The organism is Nocardia sp. CA-129566 (assembly GCF_050956075.1).
Classification (GTDB): domain Bacteria; phylum Actinomycetota; class Actinomycetes; order Mycobacteriales; family Mycobacteriaceae; genus Nocardia.
The window spans coordinates 432,002-454,428 of sequence record NZ_CP192085.1; the positions used below are offsets into that span (position 1 = coordinate 432,002).

Below are 22,427 nucleotides of genomic sequence, written 5' to 3' on the forward strand. Positions count from 1 at the left end.
CCGGGTGCGGTTCAGGCGGTGCTTGCGATATCCCGGGTTGGTGCGGTGCAGGCGCAGCCTCCGGCAACGTCGGCGCAATCGATGACAAAGGCGTGCCTGGCGTGATCGACATCGATGCAATCCGCATCGGTGCATTCGGCGATCCGGGCGGGGTGGACGATCAGAGTGCCGTGGCAGTGGTCGATGGCGGATTCGCAGGACGGACAATTCGGCGCACGCATATGACCTCCAGACGAGATCGGTTCGTGAATCGGTCATAGCACCCATGCGCGCGGGCCGGTGGGAGGTGGGGCGCGTGTCGCGCGACGGCATCGGGACGGCGGCTGTCCGGAAACCGACTGCTCATGCCGCACCACACCCGGCCAGGGTGTGGTGAACTTGCTGCATGGGCATCAAGGTGTCGCTCGAACACCGGACGACCTACACCTTCGACCGGCTGGTGGAGGTCCATCCCCACGTGGTGCGACTGCGACCGGCGCCGCATTCGCGGACCAGGATCGAGGCCTACTCGATGCGGGTCACCCCGGGCGATCACTTCTGCAATTGGCAGCAGGACGCATTCGGTAATTTCCTTGCCCGGCTGGTCTTTCCGAATCCCGCGCGGGAGCTGTCGATCACCGTTGGGCTGATCGCGGATCTCGAGGCGATCAACCCGTTCGACTTCTTCGTCGAGGACTACGCCGAGCATTTCCCATTCGTCTACGGCCGGGAACTGGTCGCGGATCTGGAGCCGTATCTGCGGCCGGTGGATGAATCCGAACCCGGTTCCGGTCCCGGTGCACTGGTTCGCGATTGGGTGCGCGCGCATACGCCGACCGATCGGCCGCGCACCATCGACTTCCTGGTCGCGGTCGATCACGCGCTGCGCAATGACGTCGGCTATACGATTCGGATGGAGCCGGGCGTGCAATCGCCGGACCATACGCTGCGTGCCGCGATCGGGTCGTGCCGCGACTCGGCCTGGTTGCTGGTGTCGATCCTGCGGGAATTCGGGTTGGCGGCGCGGTTCGTCTCCGGATATCTGGTGCAGTTGGCCCAGGACGTGCCCTCGCTCGACGGGCCATCGGGTCCGCCCGCCGACTTCACCGATCTGCATGCTTGGACCGAGGTCTATCTGCCCGGTGCCGGTTGGGTCGGGATGGACCCGACCTCGGGCCTGTTCGCGGGGGAGGGCCACATACCGTTGGCCGCGACACCGCATCCGAGCTCGTCGGCCCCGATCACCGGGGCGACCGGGCGCACCGAGGCGACCATGGATTTCGCCAATACAGTGCGCCGAGTGCACGAGGATCCGCGAACCACGTTGCCCTATACCGCATCCCAGTGGGAGCGGATCACCGCGGCCGGTGCGGTGGTGGACGAGCGCATGGCCGCGATGGATATCGGACTGACCATCGGCGGTGAGCCGACCTTCGTCTCGATCGATGACCAGACCGGTCCGGAATGGACCACCGAAGCCGACGGTACGCACAAACGGGAGCGAGCCGTCGATCTCGCCGATCGCTTGCGCCGCATCTACGCGCCGACCGGGATCGTCCAATACCGGCAGGGCAAGTGGTATCCGGGAGAACCGCTGCCGCGCTGGGAGATCGCGGTTGCCTGGCGTGCCGATGGCGAGCCGGTCTGGACGCGTCAGGATCTGCTCACCGATCCGTGGACGCCACCCGAGCTGGTCGCCGTGGTGCCGGTGGGGCACGGCGTCAGCGTCGAGCCGATGGCCGAGCATTCGGCACGCGCGGCCCAGCAACGATCGGATGTCGGCGATTCGGCCGCTGGTGTCGCGGATTCTACTGGGGCACAGTGCCGTTCGGATTCGTCCACAACGTCGGCCGGAAAGGATAGCGGCGGCAACGGCGCGGTGACCGCAGAAGGCGCGGTGACCGCAGAAGGCGCGGTGACCGCGGACGGTGCGGTGACTGCGGACGGTGCGGTGACTGCGGACGGTGCGGTGACCGCGGACGGTGCGGTGACTGCGGACGGTGCGGTGACCGCGGACGGTGCGGCGGTCCGGCGCACGCAGTGGCCGATGCGCGCCGATGCGGAGTCGGCGCGCGCATTGATCGCACATGTCGCCGCGGGTCTCGGCCTCCCGGATACCCAGGTGCGCCCCGCCTTCGAAGATCCGCTGGCCCGGCTGGCGGGCAGTGTCCGTGCGCCGCAAGGGGATCCGGTGGATCCCAGCGATGATCTGGAACCGGGCCGCGATTCGGCGCAGGCCCGCAAGGAGCTATTGGCGCGGCTCGACGATCCGGTGACCGCGCCCATCGCGTATGTGCTCCCGCTGTATCGGCATGAGGACGGATCCGGATGGGCCAGCGCCGACTGGCGGATGCGGCGCGGCAAGTCGCCCGATCAGCCGGAGGGCCGAATCGTATTGTCGGACGGCGATTCTCCGGCCGGACTGCGGCTGCCGCTGGATGCCATTTCCTGGCAGCCGCCGCGGCCACGGCCCGACAGCGACCCGCTGTTCATGGGGCCGCTGCGGGTGCAACGGACCGAACCGACCGCGGTGGTGGCGGACGCGGACTGGGAGCCGACCACCGCACTCGTCGGCGAGGTGCGCAATGGCAGGTTGCACGTCTTCCTGCCGCCGCTGGAGCAACTCGACGACTTCCTCGATCTGATCGGGCGCGTCGAGGACGCGACGGTCGCGCTGGGACAGCCGGTCGTACTCGAGGGCTACGCCCCGCCGGTCGATGCCAGGCTGCGCACCCTTTCGGTGACGCCGGACCCCGGCGTCATCGAGGTCAATGTGCAGCCGAGCGCGTCCTTCGCCGAACAGTCCGACCTGCTCTCGACGCTGTACGAGCAGGCAAGGCTGGCCCGGCTCAGCACCGAATCCTTCGATCTGGACGGCACGCACGGCGGGACCGGCGGCGGCAATCACATCACCCTCGGCGGGGTGACCCCCGCGCGGTCGCCGCTGCTGCGCCGTCCCGATCTGCTGGTGTCGATGCTCACCTACTGGCAGCGGCATCCGTCGCTGTCCTACCTGTTCGCCGGTCGGTTCGTCGGGCCGACCTCACAGGCCCCTCGGGTGGACGAGGGCCGCGAGGACGCACTGTACGAACTCGAGATCGCCTTCGCCGAAATCGCACGGCTGAGCAAGCATTCGGACGGTCGATCCGCGCCATGGCATATCGATCGCGCGCTGCGGCATCTGCTCACCGATCTCACCGGCAATACCCACCGCGCCGAATTCTGCGTCGACAAGCTCTACAGCCCGGACACGGCGCGGGGCAGGCTGGGATTGGTCGAGCTGCGCGGTTTCGAGATGCCGCCGCATTTCCAGATGGCCATGGTGCAGTCGCTGCTGGTGCGCGGCCTGGTCGCGCGTTTCTGGTCCGAACCGTTGCGCGCCAAGCTGGTTCGACACGGCGCGAATCTGCACGGCCGCTATCTGCTGCCGCATTTCCTGATGACCGATATCGCCGATGTCGCCGCCGACCTGCGCGCGCACGGCATCGAGTTCGACACCTCCTGGCTCGACCCGTTCACCGAATTCCGCTTCCCGCGCATCGGCACCGTGGTGCTCGGCGATGTCGAACTCGAACTGCGCGGCGCGATCGAGCCGTGGAACACCCTCGGCGAGCAGACCGCGGCGACCGGTACCGCCCGCTATGTCGACTCCTCGGTGGAGCGGCTGCAGGTGCGGGTGGTCGGCGCGGACCGGGACCGCTTCGTGGTGACCTGCAATGGGATGCCGGTGCCGCTGCTGGCCACCGATAAGGCCGATGTCCAGGTGGCGGGGGTGCGCTATCGCGCGTGGCAGCCGCCCAACTCGCTGCACCCGTCGATCACCGTCGACGCGCCGCTCGTCTTCGATCTCGTCGATGCCGAGACCGGGCTGTCCCGCGGCGGCTGCACCTATCACGTCTCCCATCCGGGCGGCATGGCATTCGACGAGCCGCCGGTCAATGCCGTGGTCGCGCAATCGCGCCGCAACCGCAGGTTCGAGGCGGCCGGGCACACCACGGCCCGGGTCGACCTGGGGGAACTACGTGCGAAGATGACAGCACAGTCCACCGATATCGGAGCGCCGGGCATTCTCGATCTGCGCCGGGCGCGCACGGTGTGGGGACTGGTCAGCGATCGGTAAGGCGAGGTCGGACAAGTGTCCGCGGCGCACGGGACAACGTCTGACAGGGGAAGCGAGGTCGGCGCGGTGACTATGCGCGACGAGGCGCGAGGCTCGGACGTCCGGGAATCCGGCGCGCGGGGGGAGGCGACACCGCCGAATGCCGGACGGCTCAGCGTGAGTCAGCAGATCGCCGAACAGTTCGCCATATACCGCGCCGAGGGCGTCGATAGCGGAGCCTTTGACGAATGCGGTCGGCCGATGGGCGGCTACTACGACGAATTGGTCGATGCCGACGGCGGTGTGCGGAATATGTGGTCGGAGCTTTCGGCCGACTTCGTCGAGTTGGGCACGACCGGACTCGGGCGGCTGGACAGCCGGGTGCGCAGGCTGATCGATGACGACGGCATCTACTACACCGAGGTGGGCGCGGCGGGTGAATCGGCCCTGCCGACCGCCTGGCGCCTCGATCCCATTCCGCTGCTGGTCTCCGCGGACGACTGGACCCGCCTCGAGGCCGGACTGGTGCAGCGCTCGCGGGTGCTCGACGAGGTGCTCACCGATATCTACGGTGCGCGCCGCACCATCACCACCGGCCTGCTGCCGCCGGAATTGGTATTCGGCAACCGCGGATACGTGCGGGCCGCGCACGGCATCACGATTCCCGGACGACATCAGCTGTTCCTGCACGCCTGCGATCTGAGCCGGTGGAGTGACGGACAGTTCCGGGTGATCGCGGACTGGGCGCAGGCCCCATCGGGGGCCGGCTACGCGCTGGCCGACCGCCGGGTGGTGTCGACGGCGATTCCGGAGGCCTTCGAGCACTCCAATCCGCGGCCGTTGACTCCGTTCGCCAGGGCCATGCGGTTGATGCTGATCGAATCCGCGCCGATGGCCGATGACGAGGATCCGGTCGTGGTGGTGCTGAGTCCGGGTGTGCACTCCGAAACCGCCTTCGATCAGGCTCATCTGGCCTCGACACTGGGTTTTCCGCTGGTGGAGAGCGCGGATCTGGTGGTGCGCGATGGCGCGCTGTGGATGCGCTCGCTCGGCACCTTGAAGCGGGTCGATGTGGTGCTGCGCCGGGTGGACGCCGAATTCTCCGATCCGCTGGATCTGCGGCCGGATTCGCGGCTCGGCGTGGTCGGCTTGGTGGAGGTGTTGCGCCGCGGCGCGGTGACCGTGGTCAATACCCTCGGCAGCGGACTGCTGGAGAATCCGGCGCTGGCGGGATTCCTGCCCCGGATATCGCGGGCCCTGCTCGGCGAGGAGTTGGCGCTGGAGAGCGCGCCGACCTACTGGGGCGGCCACGACAGCGAACGTTCGCATCTGATCGCCAATCTGGATCGGCTGATCATCCGTTCGGCGGTCGACGGGGCGACGCTGTTCGGGCCGGAGCTGTCCAGTACCGAGCGCGCCGAACTCGCCGCCCGGATCGAGGACAGCGGCTGGCAGTGGGTCGGGCAGGAGCCGGCGCAGTTCTCGGTCGCGCCGGCCGTCCAGGGCTATGGCGGGCTGGCCTCGGCTCCGGTCGGTATGCGGCTGTTCTCGCTGGCCCGGCGCGGCGGCTATACCGCGATGGAGGGCGGTCTGGGTCAGCTGCGTCAGCGGTTGTCGCCGGAGCGGGTGGTCATCAAGGTCGGCGCCAAGGACATTTGGGTCCGCGCGGCCCCCACCGCCGTCACCGCCATCAGCACCGAACCCGCGCATGAGGAACGCGAACGCCGCGCTCCCGCACTCGAACCCGTCAGCTCACCCCGCGTACTCAATGACCTGTTCTGGATGGGCCGCTACAGCGAACGCGCCGAAGCCGTTGTGCGCCTGCTGATCGCGACCCACGTCCGCTATCAGGACTACCGTTACCGGCCGTGGCTGGAAGGCGCCGACGCGCTGCCCGCACTCATGGCCGCCCTGGCCCGCACCACCGGCACTCTGGCTCCGCTGAGTGTGCTGCCGGGCGGTGTGCACGGGCCGGGCGTGGTGGCGAAGATCGAGCCGAATTCCGCTGTGGGAGTGCCTGGTTCGGGTGCGGCGCAGTCACAGGCGCAGTCACAGGCGGCGGGACCGGGCCCGAGCAGCGCGGAGTCGGGCGCGCCCGGTGCGGAACCTACTTCGGCGTCCGGGGATGAACCGGAGTCCGCCGCCAGGCCCGAGTCCGGTGCGGAGCCGGGGTCCGGTGCGGAGCCGGGGTCCGGTGCGGAGCCGGGGTCCGGTGTGAAGCCGGGGTCCGGTGCGGAGCCGGAGTCCAGTGTGAAGCCGGGGTCCGGTGCGGAGCTGGAGTCCAGTGTGAAGCTGGAGTCCAGTGTGAAGCCGGAGTCCAGTGTGAAGCCGGAGTCCAGTGTGAAGCCGGAGTCCAGTGTGAAGCCGGAGTCCAGTGTGAAGCCGGAGTCCAGTGTGAAGCCGGAGTCCAGCGTGAAGCCGGAGTCCGCCGCGAAGCCGGAGTCCGCCGCGAAGCCGGAGTCCAGCGTGAAGCCGGAGTCCGCCGCGAAGCCCGAGTCCGCCGCGAAGCCGGAGTCCAGCGTGAAGCCCGAGTCCGCCGCGAAGCCGGAATCCACCGCGGAGCCGGAGCCCGAGCCCGATGCTGATGAGTCCGATTCAGCCGCGCCGAATGACGTTGCCGCGGGGGCGGATGCGGCTTCGGAGCAGGCTGCTACCGCTGAGCAGGTGGTGCCGGGGGCGGGCCGAGAGGGGCACGACTATCTGGTGGAGTTGACGGTCGATCGGTACATGCCGGGGTCGATGGCCTTCGCCATCGATCGGTACGGGTCCGCGGCGCGCGCCGTGCGTGATCAGTTGTCGGCCGATACCTGGATGATCCTGGGCGCGATGGAACGTGCGCTGGCCGAATATCGGTACACCGGCGACGATCAGGAGTCGGCACTATCGGCGGTGCATTCGCTGTCACTGGCGGCGCTGCTGTCACTGTCCGGAATCGGTGCCGAATCGCTGGTGCGCGATACCGGTTGGTATGTCATGGATATCGGCAAGCGCATCGAACGGGGACTGTCGCTGACCGCATTGCTCGCGGCCGCGCTGACGAAGGCCTATCCGGCGGCGGCCGAGCGCGTGGTCACCGAAACGGTGCTGGAGGCGACCGAATCGTCGGTGAGTTACCGTCGGCGGTACCGGGATTCGGTGCGGATATCGGCCATGGCCGGACTGCTGCTGTTCGATGCGAGCAACCCGCGTTCGCTGGCCTATCAACTCGATCGACTCGAAGCCGACTTCCAGGCACTGCCCGGTGCGTCGGGATCGGCTCGCCCGCAACGATTACTGGCCGACGCACAGCGCATGCTGAGCCGCGTCGACCCGGCCGATCTGGATATGACCGATGCCGAGGGCAGGCGCACCGAACTGGCCGAGCTGCTGGAGGGTGTGCACTTGCGGTTGCGCAAGATCTCCGAATCGTTCGAGACGACGAAACTGGCACTGCCGGTTGGTATCCAGCCGCTGTGGGGTAGTACGAGGGTTGTTGGATGATGGCGCCCAATGACGCGGCCCGGCGCTATCGGGTCGAGCATCGCACTACGTACAAATATTCCGATGAGGTCAGCAGCTCCTACGGTCGCGCGTATCTGACGCCGCGGGAGTTTCCGGGGCAGCGCCTGCTCGCGCATGAGATCCATATCGATCCGATGCCATCGGACCGGTCCATCGGCACCGACGTGTACGGCAACACCACCTCGTATTTCCATGTCACGGCCGAACATACGAAGCTGGTGGTCATCGGTGCCTCGACGGTCGAGGTGCAGGCGCAGGACCGGACCGCGATCAGCGCGACCGACCAACCGTGGGAGCAGGCGCGTCCGAGCACCGCGAACGGCCCATTGGCGGTCGAATTCACCCTCGACCTGCATCCGCCGGAAATCACCGCCGAGGTCACCGCGTACGCCGCCCGATCCCTGACCCCCGGTCGGCCGCTGCTGGCGGCGGTGACCGAACTCAATACCCGCATCTACCAGGACTTCACCTACAAGTCCGGCTCGACGACGGTATCCACCAAGGTCGCCGATGTCTTCGCGGCCCGCGCGGGCGTCTGCCAGGACTTCGCCAGGATCGGTGTCGCCTGCCTGCGCTCACACGGTCTCGCTGCGCGCTATGTCTCCGGCTATCTGGCAACCGATCCGCCGCCCGGCAAGGAGCGCATGATCGGCGCGGATGCGACGCACGCCTGGTCGGCGGTGTGGATGCCCGGTGATACCGCGCACGACCGGACCGGTCACTGGATCGGCTTCGACCCGACCAATGACCAGTTGGCCGATGAGCGGTACGTAACCGTCGCCTGGGGCCGCGATTACGCCGACGTGCCGCCGTTGCGTGGCATCATCTATACCGACGCCAAGGAGAGCTCCATCACCGTATCCGTCGACGTGGCGCCGGTGGAGGTGTAGCGAAATGCGCGATTTCACCTGCCCGAACTGTGGACAGCAGTTGGCCTTCGAGAACTCCGTATGCCTGTCCTGTTTCAGTCCACTGGGCTTCAGTCTCGCCGAGCGTGCGCTGGTGGTGATCGGCGATCCGCCCGGTGACGCGGCGGTGGACCGGTCGGCCGGCGTCGTCGACCGCGAGCGCTTCCGCCTCTGCGACAACCTGCATGTGGCGGAGTGCAATTGGCTGGTGCCGTTACCGGGACAGTCGGGCATCGCGGCCGGTGCTGTCGTGCCGCCGCCCGGGGCGGCCGAATCCGGCGCGGCAGACGATGCCCGGCCGAGCACGGGCACGCCGGCATCGAATGACACCGGCGGACCGCGGCTCTGCGAGTCCTGCCGCCTGACCCGGACCCGGCCCAATGATCTCGACGCCACGGGCATGCAGGCCTTCGCCGAAGCCGAGGCGGCCAAGCGGCGATTGATCATGGAACTGGTCGAACTGGGTCTGCCGATCGTCGGTCGCGATAAGAATCCGCAGGCCGGTCTGGCCTTCGATCTGCTCTCCAGCGCCACCGACCATGTCATCACCGGCCATAAGAACGGCGTGATCACGGTGGATCTGGCCGAGGCCAACGACCCCCATCGCGAACAGTTGCGCATCGAAATGGACGAGCCCTACCGCACCCTGCTCGGCCACTTCCGCCACGAGATCGGCCACTACTACTTCGACGTGCTGATCGCCGATGACGATGCCAGGCAACGCTTCCGGAACCTGTTCGGCGATCCGAACGCGGACTACCAAGCGGCACTGGACCGCCACTACGCCGAGGGCGCGCCAGCGGGCTGGGAGACCAACTACGTCTCGTCCTACGCCAGCATGCACGCCGCCGAGGACTGGGCCGAAACCTTCGCCCACTACCTGCACATCCGCGACACCCTCGATACCGCGGCCGCTTTCGGCTTCGCTCCGGCGGGGGCCACCCTGGACCGCCCCCAGGTGGGCCGCGCCGGTTTCGACCGCATCATCGACCTCTGGCTTCCCCTGGCCTGGTCGCTCAATATGGTCAACCGCTCCATGGGCCACGACGATCTCTACCCCTTCGTCCTGCCCGACCCGGTGCTGGAGAAAATGCGGCTGGTGCACGACCTGTGCGCCACCGCCGACCCCCGCTGACCGCGCGCACCCGTTGGTACGCGCGGTGCTATGCCGTGCTGCGCTATCTAGCCGACCCCATTGGTCGCGATCATGTGTTCCGCAATGCCTTCCGGTGCCCACTGGTTTTGCGCCAGCGCCTCGTACACGCAGACGAGCAGCAGAATCCGGGCCCGCTGTCCGGCCGTCAATTCGGTATCCAAATAGGATTCCTGGGCTCGCAGGCTGGTGCCCGACGCCCGGCGCGGGCTCGGCTCCGACAGCAGCCAGAACAGCTCCGGCCCGATCAAGATGGAGCGTCCGCCGGTTTCGGTGAACCACCGGGAGGAGTATTCGATCATCAGTTCGGTGAATGCCTCCCCGTTGTTGACCGATTCGGCGAACTGGTTCAAGGCGCCCGATCGATCGATACCGCTCTGGATCACCGACGCGAGTCGGCCCGCGATCTCCCGGAACTGATCTATGCCCTGGTCTTGCCAAACGTTGAAAGCCATCGTTTCTCCATCGACGTGTCCGATTGTGGCTGAAGCAGTTCGAGCAGGGTGAGCACCTCAGGCGCGGCTTACCGCCCAGACGAGCGGTCCGCTCTCACCCGTTCTAGAAGGGGTCGATCTTTGTCTGGCCGTTCGGTCCGGCGGTCGCGAACGTCGCAATGATTCGCGGCGCCCCCGAGAAGTCGGTCCCGGACAGTGCACTGGTCAGCATCATCTTGGGAGCGACGGGCAGCGGATCGGTATTCTCCAGGATCACGGGAATCCGCGTCGGCACGACGCGCTCGGGCGGCGGTGTCGAGTCCGAATCGTCCTGGGTGTCCCAATCTTCTTCCGCCGCTGAGGCCCAATCCTCTTCCTCCGCCCCTGAGGCCCAATCCTCTTCCTCCGCCGCTGGGTCCCAATCCTCTTTTGCGGCTGGGCCCCAATCCTCTTTCGCCGCTACGGCTTCATCCGGCAGCGGCGCTTGGGGGTGGATCTGTTGCGGTGCTCGGGTGTGATCCTTTTGCGGCGCTTGGGCGTGATCCTTTTGCGGCGCTTGGGCGTGGTTCTGTTGTGGTGCTCGGGTGTGGTTCTGTTCTGGTGCTCGGGTGTGGTTCTGTTGCGGCGCTCGGTTGTGATCCTGTTGCGGCGCTCGGGCGTACTCCTCGTGCGGTGCTGGATCGCGATCCTTCTGCGGCACTGGGGCGGGATTCGCGGCGCGGATGCGCTCGCGTCCTCGCCCGAACAGCATCAGGGTGAGGTGCACCGCGAACAGCATCGTCAGCGGCATGCCCGCGTACAGCGACAAAGACACGGGGCTACCCCCGATTTCGCGCGCGTACTCGATATTTCCGGCAACTGAAACCAGCGTCCAGACAACGAACAGTCCGGTCGCGTACCACCATGCCGAACTTCCCCGTCGGAAGGTGGCGGTGGCGATGATCGAACCGATGACCAGTCCGTCGATGGCGATCGGCACATTCGCGGCGAGCGCCGGAGCCACCAGGTTTCGTACCGATAGGTCGTGCAATGCGGCAAACGACATTTCGAATGACGTCAGTGCGACGATGCCGGTGACTATCGCCGAGGCATGTAGCGGACGCGGCCGCCATGCCCGTAGTCGGGTCACCACGGACGGTTGGTAGTCCTCCGGTGCCGAATGCTCCTCGAGCCGATCCGATCTCGCTGATGTGATCGTCGCCATAGCGGGAGCGTATCGCGCATTACTCGGTAATCCGCTGAAGCCCTAGGCGAAACGTGCGTTGTGTTGCACCCATAGCACACCGCGCGACCACCCTGTCACGCAGGCTATCCCGCTGCGCGCGCGGGCGATCACTCACGATCGGCCCCGCATCGGCGATCAGGCGCGCAGGCGTTCGCGGCGCAGTTGGTCGACCTCTGGCAGGTGCAGGGGCGGGAGTTCGTCGACACCCAGTACGCGACACAGAAGCAGATCGGCGAGTTCGGGGTTGCGGGCCAAGGCTGGACCGTGCATGTAGGTGCCGATGGTGGAGCCCTGGACCACACCTTCGAGGCCGTCGCCGACACCATTGCCCACGCCGCGGGTGACGTGCGCGAGCCCGGTCGCGTCACCGCCGAGTTTGGTTCCGCCGCGGTGGTTTTCGAATCCGGTGAGGGCGGCGGTGAGGCCGGGGAGCAGCGGGGTGGTGGTCACCTCGCCGATTGCGCGCTTCGCCTGCGGGGAGGTGGTGACGTCGATGAGGCCGACGCCGTCGACGCGCTCGCCGGAGGAGGTCTCGTACCAGTGGCCGAGCACCTGGATGGCGGCGCAGATGGCAAGTACCGGAGCGCCTTTCGCGGCGGCCCGCTGGAGGCCGGGATGGCGCTGCAGATGCCGGGTGGCCAGCCGCTGCGCCGAATCCTCCGCTCCGCCAAGGGTGTAGATGTCCAGTGATTCGGGAACCGGATCGGCGAGGGTGATTTCGACGATCTCCGCGTCGTGGCCGCGCATGCGCAGCCGCTGCCGCAAGACCAACGCATTGCCGCCATCGCCGTAGGTGCCCATCACATCGGGCAACACCAAGCCGATACGCACGGTCGATTCGGTCCCGCCCGTCACCCGGCCGGAATCGCTGCGCGATGCGCTCATACTTGCTCCTCCAGATCGCGGTTGAGATCGCGGAACGCGGTGTAGTTCGCCAGCACCTCGACCCGTCCCGCCGGACAGGATGCGATGGCGCGCAACGGATCCGGCACCGTGGTGTGCTCGACTCCGGCATAGGTGAGGCGCACCGCGAGATCGGTGGCCCGCTCACCCGCGGCCACCACCTGCACGCCCTCGAAATGCTCGAACCGGACATCCCACAGCCAGGACAGATCCTCGCCATCGGGCACCTGCCCGTTGACCGCGATCACCAGACCGGCCGAATCGGGCTCGATCATCGACAGCGCCTCCTGCCAGCCCGCCGGATTCTTCGCCAGCAGCAGCCGGGCGGCATGCTCGCCGACCTGCACGGTCCGGTATCGGCCCGCGATCTCGCGCACCGTACCCGCCGCGGTCGCCGCCGCCGCCGGATCCGCACCGAGTGCGACCGCCGCGGCGACCGCCTGTGCGGCATTGCCCTTATTGGCCCGCCCGGGCAGCGCCAACTTCAGTGGCAGTCGGATACCGTTGGGCCCGACCAGCTCATCGCCATCGAGCCACCAATTCGGTTCGGGCCGTTCGAAATCCGTGCCGGTGCTACGCCAGTGCGCACCCTCCCAGACGATCGGCTCGCCACTGCGCGGACAGCTCGTCGCATCCATCGACCAGCCGCTGCCCGCCGCGACCCACACGACATTCGGATGGTCGTAGGCAATGGAGGTGACCAGGACATCGTCACAGTTGGCGATCACCACGGTCTGCGGATGCCGCGCCAGCCCCGTGCGCAGCCTGCGCTCGATCATATTGATCTCGCCGACCCGGTCCAGCTGGTCGCGGCTGAGGTTCAGCAGGACCACCACCGACGGGTTCAGCGAATCGGTGACATGCGGCAGATGCAGTTCGTCCACCTCGATCGCGGCCAACGGCGTGCCGCGGTGTGCGCTCAGCGCGGCCACGATGCCCGCGTCCATATTCGCGCCGTCGGCCTGGGTGGCGACCTTGCCGAGTGTGCTCAGTGCGGCGGTCGTCATCCTGGTGGTGGTCGACTTGCCATTGGTGCCGGTCACCAGCACGGTGCGCCGCCCGCGGCCGAGCTGATCCATGATCGTCTTATCGATCTGCAGCGCGATGAGCCCGCCGATCATCGATCCCTTGCCGCGTCCCGCCTTCTGCGAGGCCCACGACGCCGCCGCCGCTGCCCGCAGGGCGAGCCGCCCGCGCACCGTTATGTCTGCCACGCCGCGAGTCTATGTGTTCTGCTCGCCGACGCACTCGCTGCGGGCCGCTCGCCGACCGGTAGTGACGGCGCTCACTCTCGGTACAGCTTGGCGTTGTAATTCTCCGGCGAGTAGTAGCGCTCCAGTTCCTCCACCGACTCCGTCACATTGGTCTGGACCTCCTTGACCAGGCATGCCGCACTGGGCAGGTTGTCCTGCGGCCACAGCTCCGGTTCCCACAGGTGACTGCGGATGAACGCCTTCGCGCAGTGGAAGAAGATCTGCTCGATATCGACCTCGATGGCCAGGATCGGGCGGTGGCCCTGCACCACCATGTCATCGAAGTACGCGGCGTCACGGACCAGCCGAGCCCGGCCGTTGATGCGCAGCGTCTCGCGGCGGCCCGGAATCACGAACAGCAGGCCGACGTGCGGATTGCTGAGGATATTCAGATAGCCGTCGGCCCTGCGGTTGCCGGGGCGTTCCGGAATGGCGATGGTGGTGTCGTCGAGCACCTTGACGAATCCGGGCGGATCGCCCTTCGGCGAGGTATCGCAGTTGCCCGCGGCATCACTAGTGCTCAGGGCGATGAACGGGGTGGCGGCGATCCACTCGCGGTCGCGCGGATGCAGTGCGACGCGCTCCTTGGTCGCCGCTCGCGGCATCACCGCCCCGAGCAGCTGCCGCAGATCGGCCGGATCAGTGATCTCAGTAGTGCCCGTGATTTCGCCCATGCTCCCCCGCCTCCCCGGAACTTTTGCCGGTCGTCGACCACGTGGCGACTCTCGTTCCGGGCCGCCGGATGTGTGCCGAACGACTCTTGGGCGTACCCGACGAGTTACCCATGTGCTCACGAAATCAGTGATTACGTTGGCACTCTAGGGGGATCTGCGCGGCGAGTCCAGGGGTTAGAGACGCACGTCGAACAGGTTCGGCTGACCTGCCGCGTAGCGGTCTGCATCGATGCGGCGCAGTGGTTCCAACTCAGGGACCCGGTAGAGGGTGAACTTGCGGCAGCGTTCGGCATTCGAGCCGGATACCTCGAGAATGGCGTTGACCGCGTCGCGCGCGGATTCGTTGGCGCCCTCCATGGTCGCGAGGTCGACATTGGTGCGCACGTAATCGCCTGCCAGGAACAGGTTTTCGAGCGCGCCGTGGGGCTCCGGTCGGCAATCCCAGGAACCGGCGGTATTGATCAGCAGCGGGTCGGCATTGGCATTGCGCCGCTGGGATTCCTGCCAGCTGATGCCCGTATCGAGGAACCAGGAGTGCAGATCGTTATCGCGCAGCAGCTCACCGCGATCATTGAGATGCGCGGTGAGCTGGGCCCATACCTCGCGGGCGATCTCCTCGTGCGTGCATTCCTTGGCGGGTTTGCCGTAGAGCATTCCGGGGGTGTTCCAGTCGGAGATATCGACCGAAAGACAGTCCTGCACGGTGCCGTCGCCGAATTCGGTGAGTTTGCGCGTCCAGAGCTGATTCTGGGTGATCGAGGTGAGCGACCACGGCGCATCGATATAGGCGGTATGACCGCGCGAAATGTCCATCGGCCTGCGCAGATAGAACTGGATGCCGTTCATCCAGTCGACGAACAGCCGATCCATCGCGGCCAGTTCCGGACGCACCGCGAGGACGTCGGGCGACCACAGTGCGCGGGCCTGTTCAGCGGGCAGCGCCACCACGAAATAGTCGGCGTCGACACCGCGTGTGGTACCGGTCTCGTCGACGACGCGGGCCGCGGCGATGCGCCGATCGCGCACGTCCAGCCCGCGCACCTCGGTGCCGAGCGCGAATTGCACGCCGAGTTCACGCAACCGCTGCACCCACGGATCGATCCAGACCGAATTGGTCGGGCCGTTCAATACCCGGTCCAATGCGCCGTCGTTGCCGATTTCGAAGGGGTTGCCAAGGAACTGTTCGCCCATAGTGCCGATGGTCCGGACGCTGGCGACATCCTCCTTCGCGGCCACCATGATGCTGGTCAGCGTGCGCGAGAGCAGTGCGCGGAATTCGTGGGAGCGCTCGTGCCCGCCGACAAAATCACGCCACGACGTGTATTCCCACTGGCCGTAGCGGCGGGCATCGCAACTGGAGTTGAAGACCAGTAGCCGGTCGGCGAAGTAGGCACCCTCATCGGCGGGCATTTTCAGCGCCGTCGAAATCGTCGCGCCCACGGTTTCGCGGAACGACTCCGGAGTGAAACTCGTGCGGGCCTTCGGGCCGAGCGGCAGCCGGAAATCGTCGCCGTCGCGTCGCGCGAAACGTGCCTCGGGCACGCCGATCAGATTGTTCCAGACGCCATTCGGATTGCCCGCGAACGGAATTCGCCGCATCGTATCCGGAATGTGTTGGTAGAAGCCGGGAAAGAATCGGAAGCCGTGCTCACCGGGCAAGTCCGGCCGTCCCCCAGACCCGGTGCCCGGCACCGGAATGCTGCGCGCCTTGCCGCCGAGCGCACGTCTCTCGTACACGGTGACCTGGAATCCACGCTCGGCCAATTCGTGCGCCGCGGTCAAACCCGCGACCCCACCGCCGAGTACCGCGACCCGCCTGCCGCCGGGACTGCCCGCGGCAGGCACCGGTGTCAGCGCACCGGCCGTCAGTGCCCCCGCCGTCGCTACCCCCATCGCGACCGTCCCGCGCAGCATTGCTCGCCGCGAAACCGCCCACTGTTGATCTGCCATGCGCTTCTTTGTGCCTAGCCTCGGGACTTGACCTCTACCGCCGCAAACACTGTAAAGCGACAACTGGCGGGCACCCCGACCCACCCCTTACGCCGCCACCCGAACCCCCGATCGGTCTTACTTTCAACCGGCTCGCGAATACAGCGGGGCAGACATTACCGGGCTGTGCGAGCGGCCCGAGTTACTTCCTTGAACCGAGGTTGTACGCAACCTTCGCAGGTCGGGGCGTTGCGGCGGTCGCTGCTGCCGTGGTTCGGAGGAAGCGCCAGGTAGCTCGCTCGCAGCGGAAGCTGCCTGCTTATCGCAGGCTGTGTCGAGGGTGCAGCCGGTTCGTTCTGGCGTGACGAGACGCGGCAACGCTGTTGCGGGGTGATGGCGGTGTCTCGTCCTCCATCGCCGCCGCGACCATGGCGACGGTTCGGTGCACCCGGTTCGTCCTGTGGTGACGAGATGTGGCAATGCTGTTGCGGGGTGATGGCGGTGTCTCGTCCTCCATCGCCGCCGCGACTATGCCGACGGTTCGGTGCACCCGGTTCGTCCTGTGGTGACGAGATGTGGCAATGCTGTTGCGGGGTGATGGCGGTGTCTCGTCCTCCATCGCCGCCGCGACCATGCCGACGGTTCGGTGCACCCGGTTCGTCCTGTGGTGACGAGATGTGGCAACGCTGTTGCGGGGCTAATGGTGTGCGCTGCCTGCCACTCCTGCTATGGCGATGGCTCGGCGCACCCGGTTCGCTCTGGTGTGACGAAGCGCGGGGCAATCCTGTCGCCAGGTGGCGCGCTGCTGCGCGTCTCCGCCGCGATAAGGCTGACGCCTTCTCGGTGGCCGGGGCTGCCGGGTCTGGCAGAAGCGCCAGGTAGTTCGCTTGGCGGCGAGGTTGTCGCAGGCTGTGTCGGGTGTTGGTCGGCGCAACCGGTTCGCCCTGGTGTGACGAAGCGCGGCAATCCCGTCGCCAGGTGATCGCGCGCTGTTGCGCATCCCGCCACCGTATGCTGACGCCGCGTCGGTGTCCGAATTCGGTTCCTTCGGTGGCTATTTCGGCGAGACCGCCGCGACAGATCGCATTTGCACGGCGCTCATCGCGGTGCGCCGCTCGAGGGTGCCGTGGTTGCATCGGCAAGCGGAACGGACCCGGGCGTGATGGCCGGGTCCGTTGTCGCTGGTGGGTCAGGCCTCGACAAATTGGGGCTGCCTACCGAGGGGGCGATCCGATGACTCCGCTTCCGGGACGGTTGCAACCGATTCCGCTGCCGCGGGCTCATCGCGGCGACCGGCCTTCGTTGCCGCGAACGCGCCAGCGATCACGATGGCTCCGCCGAGCAGCGACAGCGGGGTCGGGTCCTCACCGAATGCGGCCCAGGCGGCGAGGATGCCGACCACCGGGACGAGCAGGGATATCGGCGCGACAGTGCTGGCCGGGTAGCGGCTCATCAGGTAGGTCCACAGACCGGAGCCCGCGATGGTGCCGAGCGCGACGATATACGCGAGGCCGAGCAGTGCGTGCCAGCCGCTGGGCGAGGTGGCGTCGGTCAATGCGCGCAGGCCGGTGGTCGGTCCCTCGGTGAGTGCGGACAATGCGAACAGCGGGATCGGCGGCACGACCGTCATCCACAGCGTGAGGTGCAGCGGGTTGACGCCGCCTGATGCGGTGGCCAGCCGGGACCCGATATTGCCGAAGGCCCACCCGAGCCCGCCCGCCAGTGTCAGCACCACCGGCAGCAGTGCGGCGTGCTGTGCCCGATCGACCCCGATCACCACGATGCCCGCCACCGCGACGGCAATGCCGAACAACTGCGTCCCCCGCAACCGCTCCCGGAGCAACAGCGCACCCAGCACAACCGTGAACGGCGCCGAGGATTGCAGCACCAGCGAGGACAACCCGGTCGGCATCCCCGCCCGCATCGCCGTGAACAGGAACGCGAACTGCAGAATCCCGAATCCGATGCCGTACAGCAGAAACCACCGCAGCGGCACTTCCGGGCGCGGAACGAACATCACCACCGGCACCGCGATCACCACGAACCGCAGCGCAGCGAAAAAGAAGGGCGGAAAGTGGTCCAGCCCCACCCGAATGGCAATGAAGTTCAGCCCCCAGAGCACCACAACAGCAAGCCCGAGCAGTCGATCACGATTCGTCACGTTCTTTATCGTGAGTAATAAAACAAATAAGAACAATCGAATAAATATGCACTATCAATGTAGCATCACTTAATGGTCGCTAACCCGCATCACCCGCCCACCCCGCGACCGGCGCACGAGACCACCGGCCCTACAACCGCCGCACCACCGGCGACCCCCCAGGCCACGGCATCAGCATCCGCCGCCGCATTGCCCTCGGCCGCAGTGTCGCTGTCGCGCACATCGTCGTCGGATGCAGCGGGGTCAGCATCGGGCAAAGCGTCGCCGTCAGCATCGGTCGCGTTCTCGCCGTCGGCCATAGCGTCGGCATCGGACGCGCCGACGGCCGCAGTGTCTCCATCGGCTGCTGCGTCGGTCCCAGCCACGCCCCAGACCAGTGCGTCATCGCCTGCTGCGTCGCCCTCGGGCATTGTGGCGCCCTCCTCAGATGCTGTGTCGCAGTCCGGCATAGGGTCGCCCTCGCCCGCCCCCACTCTGGCGCTGTCGCCGTCGGACGCGGGGTCGTCTTCACGCGCAGCGTCTCCGTCGGGCACAGGGCCGCCGTCGTGTGTGATGTCGGCACCGGCCCCAGCTACGTCTCAGACCAGCGCGTCGACACCGGCGATCGCCTCGCCATCGGCCGCAACCGCGCCCCGGGTCACGGTGTCGCCGCCAGCTGTGGCGGCGGCATTTGCAACCGCTTCGATATCGGCCTCAGCGTCGCCTACGTGCATAGCGTCGGCATCGGATGCGGTGCTGGCATCAGCCGAGGTGTTGTCTTCGCCTTCGGTTTCGCTGTCTGCATCGGGTGCAGTGCCTCCATCGGGAACAGCGTCGCCCTCAGCCGAGGTGTTGTCTTCACCTTCGGTTTCGCTGTCTGCATCGGGTGCAGTGCCTCCATCGGGAACAGCGTCGCCCTCAGCCGAGGTGTCGTCTTCACCTTCTGCTTCGCTGTCTGCATCGGGTGCAGGGTCGCCGCCATTGGGTGTGGGGTCGGCGGGCCGAGCGTCGGCATCACGCGCTGGAACATCAGAGACGGCAGCGTCACTTCCGGCCGCAGGAGCGGTGCGTGCCGCGGTGTCGGAGAACGTGCGTTTTGGGCCGCCGATGGCGGTTGAGCGGCTGCGTGTGCTGCGCGAATTCGCGGATCGCGGGACGATCGCGGCTGTCGCCGAGGCTCTTTCGATGACGCCGTCTGCGGTGTCGCAGCAGCTCAAGGTGCTCGGTAAGGAGGCGGGTGTCGCCTTGCTCGAGCCCGATGGTCGGCGGGTGCGCCTCACCGATGCGGGGCACGCCCTCGTCGTCCGCGCCGACGAGGTGCTCGCCGCAATGGACCGCGCCGTGGCCGAGATGGCCCACTATCGCGGCTCTGCCCGCGGTCGCGTCCGGGTCGCGCTGTTTCCCTCCGGCGCCGCACTACTGCTGCCGCGAGTGCTGCCCGCCCTCGCCGACGGTGGCGTCGAGGTCATCGCCCGCGACGAAGATGTTCCGCCGAGCGAAGTGCCGCGCCTGCTCGCCGACTACGACATCGTCCTCACCCACCGCGACGAACGCTCACCCGGTATCGCGGGCCCACGCGTCAGCACCACCACCATCATGCGCGAACCCACCGATGTCGTTGTCGCACTTGAACATCCGCTCGCGGGCCGCGCCGAGGTGACGCCCGCCGAACTCGCAGAGGAAACCTGGCTCAGCGTCCGCGGCGGCTTCCCGGTCGACGACGTCCTGCGCTCCATCGCCACCATGACCGGCGTCCAACCCCGTATCGCCCAGCGCCTCAACGACTTCCGCGTCATCGAAACCCTGGTCGCCGCCGACTACGGCGTAGCCCTCATGCCCCGCTGGGCCGTAACCCACCCCAACCTCGCAGTCCTACGCCTGTCCGGCGTCCGCGCCGCCCGCCTCTACGAACTGGCCACCCGCCCCCACACCTCCACCCGCCCCGCCATAGCCACAGTCCTAAAAGCCTTCCAAACCGCCGCCCACCAGGTAACAGCCGAATAGCGACCACCGCCCCCCACCCCCAAGCCTCCCACTCCATCGAGATGCGCTGAAGCAGCATCGCTCTCGACGTTTACCTGCATCACCGCATGGAGATCGCCCGTCCAGGTTGTTTCTTGGGGGCATGGTTCTAGTTGGTGGCAAACGGCTACTGCCGCGCAGTAGGTGGTAGCCGAGTGGCCGTGGTCGAGCGGTCGCTCGTACGTTCTTGTCCCTCCCGGTTGGCGCCAAAAGGCCATTGCCGCAAATCAATTGGCAACCGAGTGATCGTCGTGGACCCTTCCGGCATCGCCACCCATCAAGCGAGCACTCGCTGCTGACGCTGGCCTCGCGACCATCCGCAGCGGCATGGCCCTGTCGGTGCCAACAACCTCTGTCGCACAGCGGCTGACTATCTCGCACAGTGTGCGCTCTATGCGAGGTAGCCAAATGTTATGCGCCAGTGCCGGAACCAGGGGGTAGCGGCGTGGTTCGAGGGGTTAGTGGTGGCGGGGTGGGGTTGGGCGGTATTGCTGGGAGCCGATGTAGCTGAAGTCGTCGGCGACCATCGCGGCTAGTTCGAGGAGGGCTCGGCGGGTCGGTTTGCTGACCAGTTCGAGGTCGATTTCGGCGCCCTCGGCGAGGTGGTCGTCGAAGGGGACCACCTGGACTGCTCGGGTGCGGTCGAGGAAGAGTTTGCGTAGCTGGTCCAGGTCGACGGTGGAGGCGCCGCGGCGAGAGGCGTTGACCACCACAACGGTTCGTTCGACCAACTTGCCGTAGCCGTGGTGGTCGAGCCAGTCCAGGGTGGCGGAGGCGCTGCGGGCGCCGTCGATGGCTGGCGAGGTCACCAGCACCAGCGAGCTGGCCATATCCAGTACACCGGCCATTGCCGAGTGCATCAGGCCGGTGCCGCAGTCGGTGAGGATGATGTTGTAGAACGACTGCAGGATGCCGATGGCTTGGCGGTAGTCGGCCTCGCTGAAGGCCTCGGAAACCGCTGGATCCTGTTCACTGGCAAGCACTTCCAGGCGGCTCGGTGCCTGGGAGGTATGCGCCCGGACATCGGAGTACCTGGTGATGTGGTGGTCCTCGAGCAGGTTGCGCACGGTGGAGCGGGTCTGCCGCGGCACCCGGTGCGCGAGTGTGCCGAGGTCGGGATTGGCGTCGATCGCGATGACCCGGTCGCCGCGCAACGAGGAGAACGTCGATCCGAGCCCGACCGTGGTCGTGGTCTTGCCGACACCACCCTTGAGCGAGAGGATCGCGATCCGATAGTCCCCGCGCACCGGCTGATTCACCCGGTCGACGAGATCGCGGTAGACGATATCCGCCGCGGACTCACCCGGATTGATCATGCCGCCGGAGGCCTTGTGCACGGCCCGGCGCCAGCCACTGCGCGGCGCCTTCCTGGCCCGCTTGAGCAGGTTCAGATCATTGACCGAATGCCCTGGCTGCCCAGGTTGCGGCACATGCTGCGGCTGGAACGGCTGCTGCTGATACGGATTCGGCGGTCCGCCTTGCCATCCGGGTGGCGGTCCCTGCTCGGCATACGGCATCTGACCGGTATTCGGCCCCTGATCCACATAGCCCGGTGGGCCCTGTTCCGCATAGGGCAGCTGCCCGGCGTGCGGCTGACCCATGGGTGGTTGCCCCATCGGAGGTTGCCCCATGGGCGGTTGCCCGATATGCGGTTGCCCCATATGCGGTTGCTGATACATCGGCGGCTGCTGCACCGGTGGTGGCGGCGCCCAACTGTAGATCGGCCCGCTCTGCGGATCACCCTGACCATGCGGATCGCCCTGACCGTCCTGCGGCACCCGCCGGACCAGCCCGTCGGGCCCGATCTCCTGCCGGAACTCACCATAGGACGGCTCGGGCTGCACCGGGTGGCTACCACTGTGTCCAGGACCCGGCTGCGCGAATTGGCTAGTGCTGTAAGGCCCGTACGGCTCCGGCGCACCGGGCGGCGCGAAGCCGTCGGGCGGTCCGTACTGCTGCGGCATTCCGGCCTGCGGGTAGGTCGTGGTCTGATCCATCGGCCCCGCGGGGTATGCGGCGAACTGCCCGGGCTCCGGCTGTGCGGGCTCGTCGGGCTGCAAGGACTCGTGCTGGTCGGTGGCCTCGGCGGTCTCGTGTTCGTCGCCTGCGTGCTCGGGTGCCGCGTCGACGGTTGCGGATTCGGCCGCCTCGTCCTGCGCCGCGTGCTGACCCGAGGAGTCGGTGGTGACCTCGGCCGTATCCACCGA

15 protein-coding genes and 2 pseudogenes are annotated in these 22,427 nt (G+C 67.2%); 6 read left to right on the forward strand and 11 right to left on the reverse strand.

Features of this window, described 5'->3' with window-relative positions; genetic code table 11:
* Positions 1 to 11: 11 nt before the first annotated feature.
* A complete protein-coding gene (locus tag ACQP0C_RS01955) occupies positions 12 to 221 on the reverse strand; it encodes a hypothetical protein (RefSeq protein WP_433729982.1) in 210 nt (69 codons plus the stop codon).
* A 164-nt stretch (positions 222 to 385) separates the two neighbouring features.
* Here ACQP0C_RS01955 and ACQP0C_RS01960 point away from each other — a divergent pair.
* From ACQP0C_RS01960 to ACQP0C_RS01980, 5 genes and pseudogenes are all read left to right on the forward strand, one after another.
* Positions 386 to 1,657, forward strand: a pseudogene (locus ACQP0C_RS01960) (transglutaminase family protein); the annotation flags it as partial.
* A 336-nt stretch (positions 1,658 to 1,993) separates the two neighbouring features.
* A pseudogene (locus ACQP0C_RS01965) lies at positions 1,994 to 4,099 on the forward strand (transglutaminase family protein); the annotation flags it as partial.
* 72 nt (positions 4,100 to 4,171) lie between these two features.
* Positions 4,172 to 7,558: a circularly permuted type 2 ATP-grasp protein gene (locus ACQP0C_RS01970; protein WP_433734392.1), complete on the forward strand. Its 3,387-nt coding sequence runs from the start codon at positions 4,172 to 4,174 to the stop codon at positions 7,556 to 7,558.
* Complete coding sequence (locus ACQP0C_RS01975; RefSeq protein ID WP_433729984.1) at positions 7,555 to 8,469, forward strand: transglutaminase family protein; 915 nt, start codon at positions 7,555 to 7,557, stop codon at positions 8,467 to 8,469. The genes ACQP0C_RS01970 and ACQP0C_RS01975 overlap by 4 nt, the downstream gene beginning before the upstream one ends.
* Positions 8,470 to 8,473: 4 nt before the next feature.
* On the forward strand, positions 8,474 to 9,622 hold the full coding sequence (locus tag ACQP0C_RS01980; RefSeq protein WP_433729986.1) for a zinc-binding metallopeptidase family protein: 1,149 nt from the start codon (positions 8,474 to 8,476) through the stop codon (positions 9,620 to 9,622).
* 47 nt (positions 9,623 to 9,669) lie between these two features.
* On the opposite strand, the gene ACQP0C_RS01985 is transcribed toward ACQP0C_RS01980, so the two are convergent.
* The 9 genes from ACQP0C_RS01985 to ACQP0C_RS02025 all read right to left on the reverse strand — a co-directional run bounded on the left by ACQP0C_RS01985 (position 9,670) and on the right by ACQP0C_RS02025 (position 19,415).
* Entirely contained in the window at positions 9,670 to 10,095 is a 426-nt protein-coding gene (locus ACQP0C_RS01985; RefSeq protein WP_433729988.1) for a hypothetical protein, read from the reverse strand.
* Between the two features lie 103 nt (positions 10,096 to 10,198).
* Positions 10,199 to 11,278 (reverse strand): DUF2637 domain-containing protein, encoded by a 1,080-nt coding sequence (locus tag ACQP0C_RS01990; protein WP_433729990.1) that lies wholly within the window; start codon positions 11,276 to 11,278, stop codon positions 10,199 to 10,201.
* A 156-nt stretch (positions 11,279 to 11,434) separates the two neighbouring features.
* Positions 11,435 to 12,184, reverse strand: a complete 750-nt coding sequence (locus ACQP0C_RS01995; protein ID WP_433729992.1) for a type 1 glutamine amidotransferase — start codon at positions 12,182 to 12,184, stop codon at positions 11,435 to 11,437.
* On the reverse strand, positions 12,181 to 13,416 hold the full coding sequence (locus ACQP0C_RS02000; protein ID WP_433729994.1) for a MurT ligase domain-containing protein: 1,236 nt from the start codon (positions 13,414 to 13,416) through the stop codon (positions 12,181 to 12,183). Before ACQP0C_RS02000 ends, ACQP0C_RS01995 begins: the two co-directional genes overlap by 4 nt.
* 71 nt (positions 13,417 to 13,487) lie before the next feature.
* The gene (locus ACQP0C_RS02005; protein ID WP_433729996.1) at positions 13,488 to 14,129 is read right to left on the reverse strand and encodes a pyridoxamine 5'-phosphate oxidase family protein; all 642 of its coding nucleotides are present in this window, start codon (positions 14,127 to 14,129) and stop codon (positions 13,488 to 13,490) included.
* Between the two features lie 174 nt (positions 14,130 to 14,303).
* Positions 14,304 to 16,079: a hydroxysqualene dehydroxylase gene (locus tag ACQP0C_RS02010; protein WP_433729998.1), complete on the reverse strand. Its 1,776-nt coding sequence runs from the start codon at positions 16,077 to 16,079 to the stop codon at positions 14,304 to 14,306.
* Between the two features lie 1,168 nt (positions 16,080 to 17,247).
* Positions 17,248 to 18,219 carry an EamA family transporter gene (locus tag ACQP0C_RS02015; protein WP_433730000.1) on the reverse strand — a complete coding sequence of 324 codons (972 nt, stop codon included), beginning with the start codon at positions 18,217 to 18,219 and terminating at the stop codon, positions 17,248 to 17,250.
* A gap of 89 nt (positions 18,220 to 18,308) precedes the next feature.
* Positions 18,309 to 18,629: a hypothetical protein gene (locus ACQP0C_RS02020; RefSeq protein ID WP_433730002.1), complete on the reverse strand. Its 321-nt coding sequence runs from the start codon at positions 18,627 to 18,629 to the stop codon at positions 18,309 to 18,311.
* A gap of 168 nt (positions 18,630 to 18,797) precedes the next feature.
* Positions 18,798 to 19,415 (reverse strand): hypothetical protein, encoded by a 618-nt coding sequence (locus ACQP0C_RS02025; protein WP_433734841.1) that lies wholly within the window; start codon positions 19,413 to 19,415, stop codon positions 18,798 to 18,800.
* Here ACQP0C_RS02025 and ACQP0C_RS02030 point away from each other — a divergent pair.
* Positions 19,306 to 20,202, forward strand: a complete 897-nt coding sequence (locus ACQP0C_RS02030; RefSeq protein ID WP_433734393.1) for a LysR family transcriptional regulator — start codon at positions 19,306 to 19,308, stop codon at positions 20,200 to 20,202. The two genes, ACQP0C_RS02025 and ACQP0C_RS02030, sit on opposite strands and share 110 nt — an antisense overlap.
* Positions 20,203 to 20,678: 476 nt before the next feature.
* Here the strand turns inward: ACQP0C_RS02030 and ACQP0C_RS02035 are convergent, their stop codons facing one another.
* Positions 20,679 to 22,184 (reverse strand): AAA family ATPase, encoded by a 1,506-nt coding sequence (locus tag ACQP0C_RS02035; protein ID WP_433734394.1) that lies wholly within the window; start codon positions 22,182 to 22,184, stop codon positions 20,679 to 20,681.
* Positions 22,185 to 22,427: the final 243 nt, after the last annotated feature.

Excerpts from the sequence above, each read along its gene's own strand:
- ACQP0C_RS02030 (WP_433734393.1), top strand. The coding sequence starts at position 19,306 with ATGGCGGTTGAGCGGCTGCGTGTGCTGCGCGAATTCGCGGATCGCGGG.
- ACQP0C_RS01980 (WP_433729986.1), top strand. The coding sequence starts at position 8,474 with ATGCGCGATTTCACCTGCCCGAACTGTGGACAGCAGTTGGCCTTCGAG.
- ACQP0C_RS01955 (WP_433729982.1), bottom strand. The coding sequence starts at position 221 with ATGCGTGCGCCGAATTGTCCGTCCTGCGAATCCGCCATCGACCACTGC.
- ACQP0C_RS01990 (WP_433729990.1), bottom strand. The coding sequence starts at position 11,278 with ATGGCGACGATCACATCAGCGAGATCGGATCGGCTCGAGGAGCATTCG.
- ACQP0C_RS02020 (WP_433730002.1), bottom strand. The coding sequence starts at position 18,629 with ATGCCCGAGGGCGACGCAGCAGGCGATGACGCACTGGTCTGGGGCGTG.
- ACQP0C_RS02010 (WP_433729998.1), bottom strand. The coding sequence starts at position 16,079 with ATGGCAGATCAACAGTGGGCGGTTTCGCGGCGAGCAATGCTGCGCGGG.
- ACQP0C_RS02005 (WP_433729996.1), bottom strand. The coding sequence starts at position 14,129 with ATGGGCGAAATCACGGGCACTACTGAGATCACTGATCCGGCCGATCTG.
- ACQP0C_RS01970 (WP_433734392.1), top strand. The coding sequence starts at position 4,172 with ATGCGCGACGAGGCGCGAGGCTCGGACGTCCGGGAATCCGGCGCGCGG.
- ACQP0C_RS02035 (WP_433734394.1), bottom strand. The coding sequence starts at position 22,184 with ATGCCGCAGCAGTACGGACCGCCCGACGGCTTCGCGCCGCCCGGTGCG.
- ACQP0C_RS01975 (WP_433729984.1), top strand. The coding sequence starts at position 7,555 with ATGATGGCGCCCAATGACGCGGCCCGGCGCTATCGGGTCGAGCATCGC.
- ACQP0C_RS01985 (WP_433729988.1), bottom strand. The coding sequence starts at position 10,095 with ATGGCTTTCAACGTTTGGCAAGACCAGGGCATAGATCAGTTCCGGGAG.
- ACQP0C_RS01995 (WP_433729992.1), bottom strand. The coding sequence starts at position 12,184 with ATGAGCGCATCGCGCAGCGATTCCGGCCGGGTGACGGGCGGGACCGAA.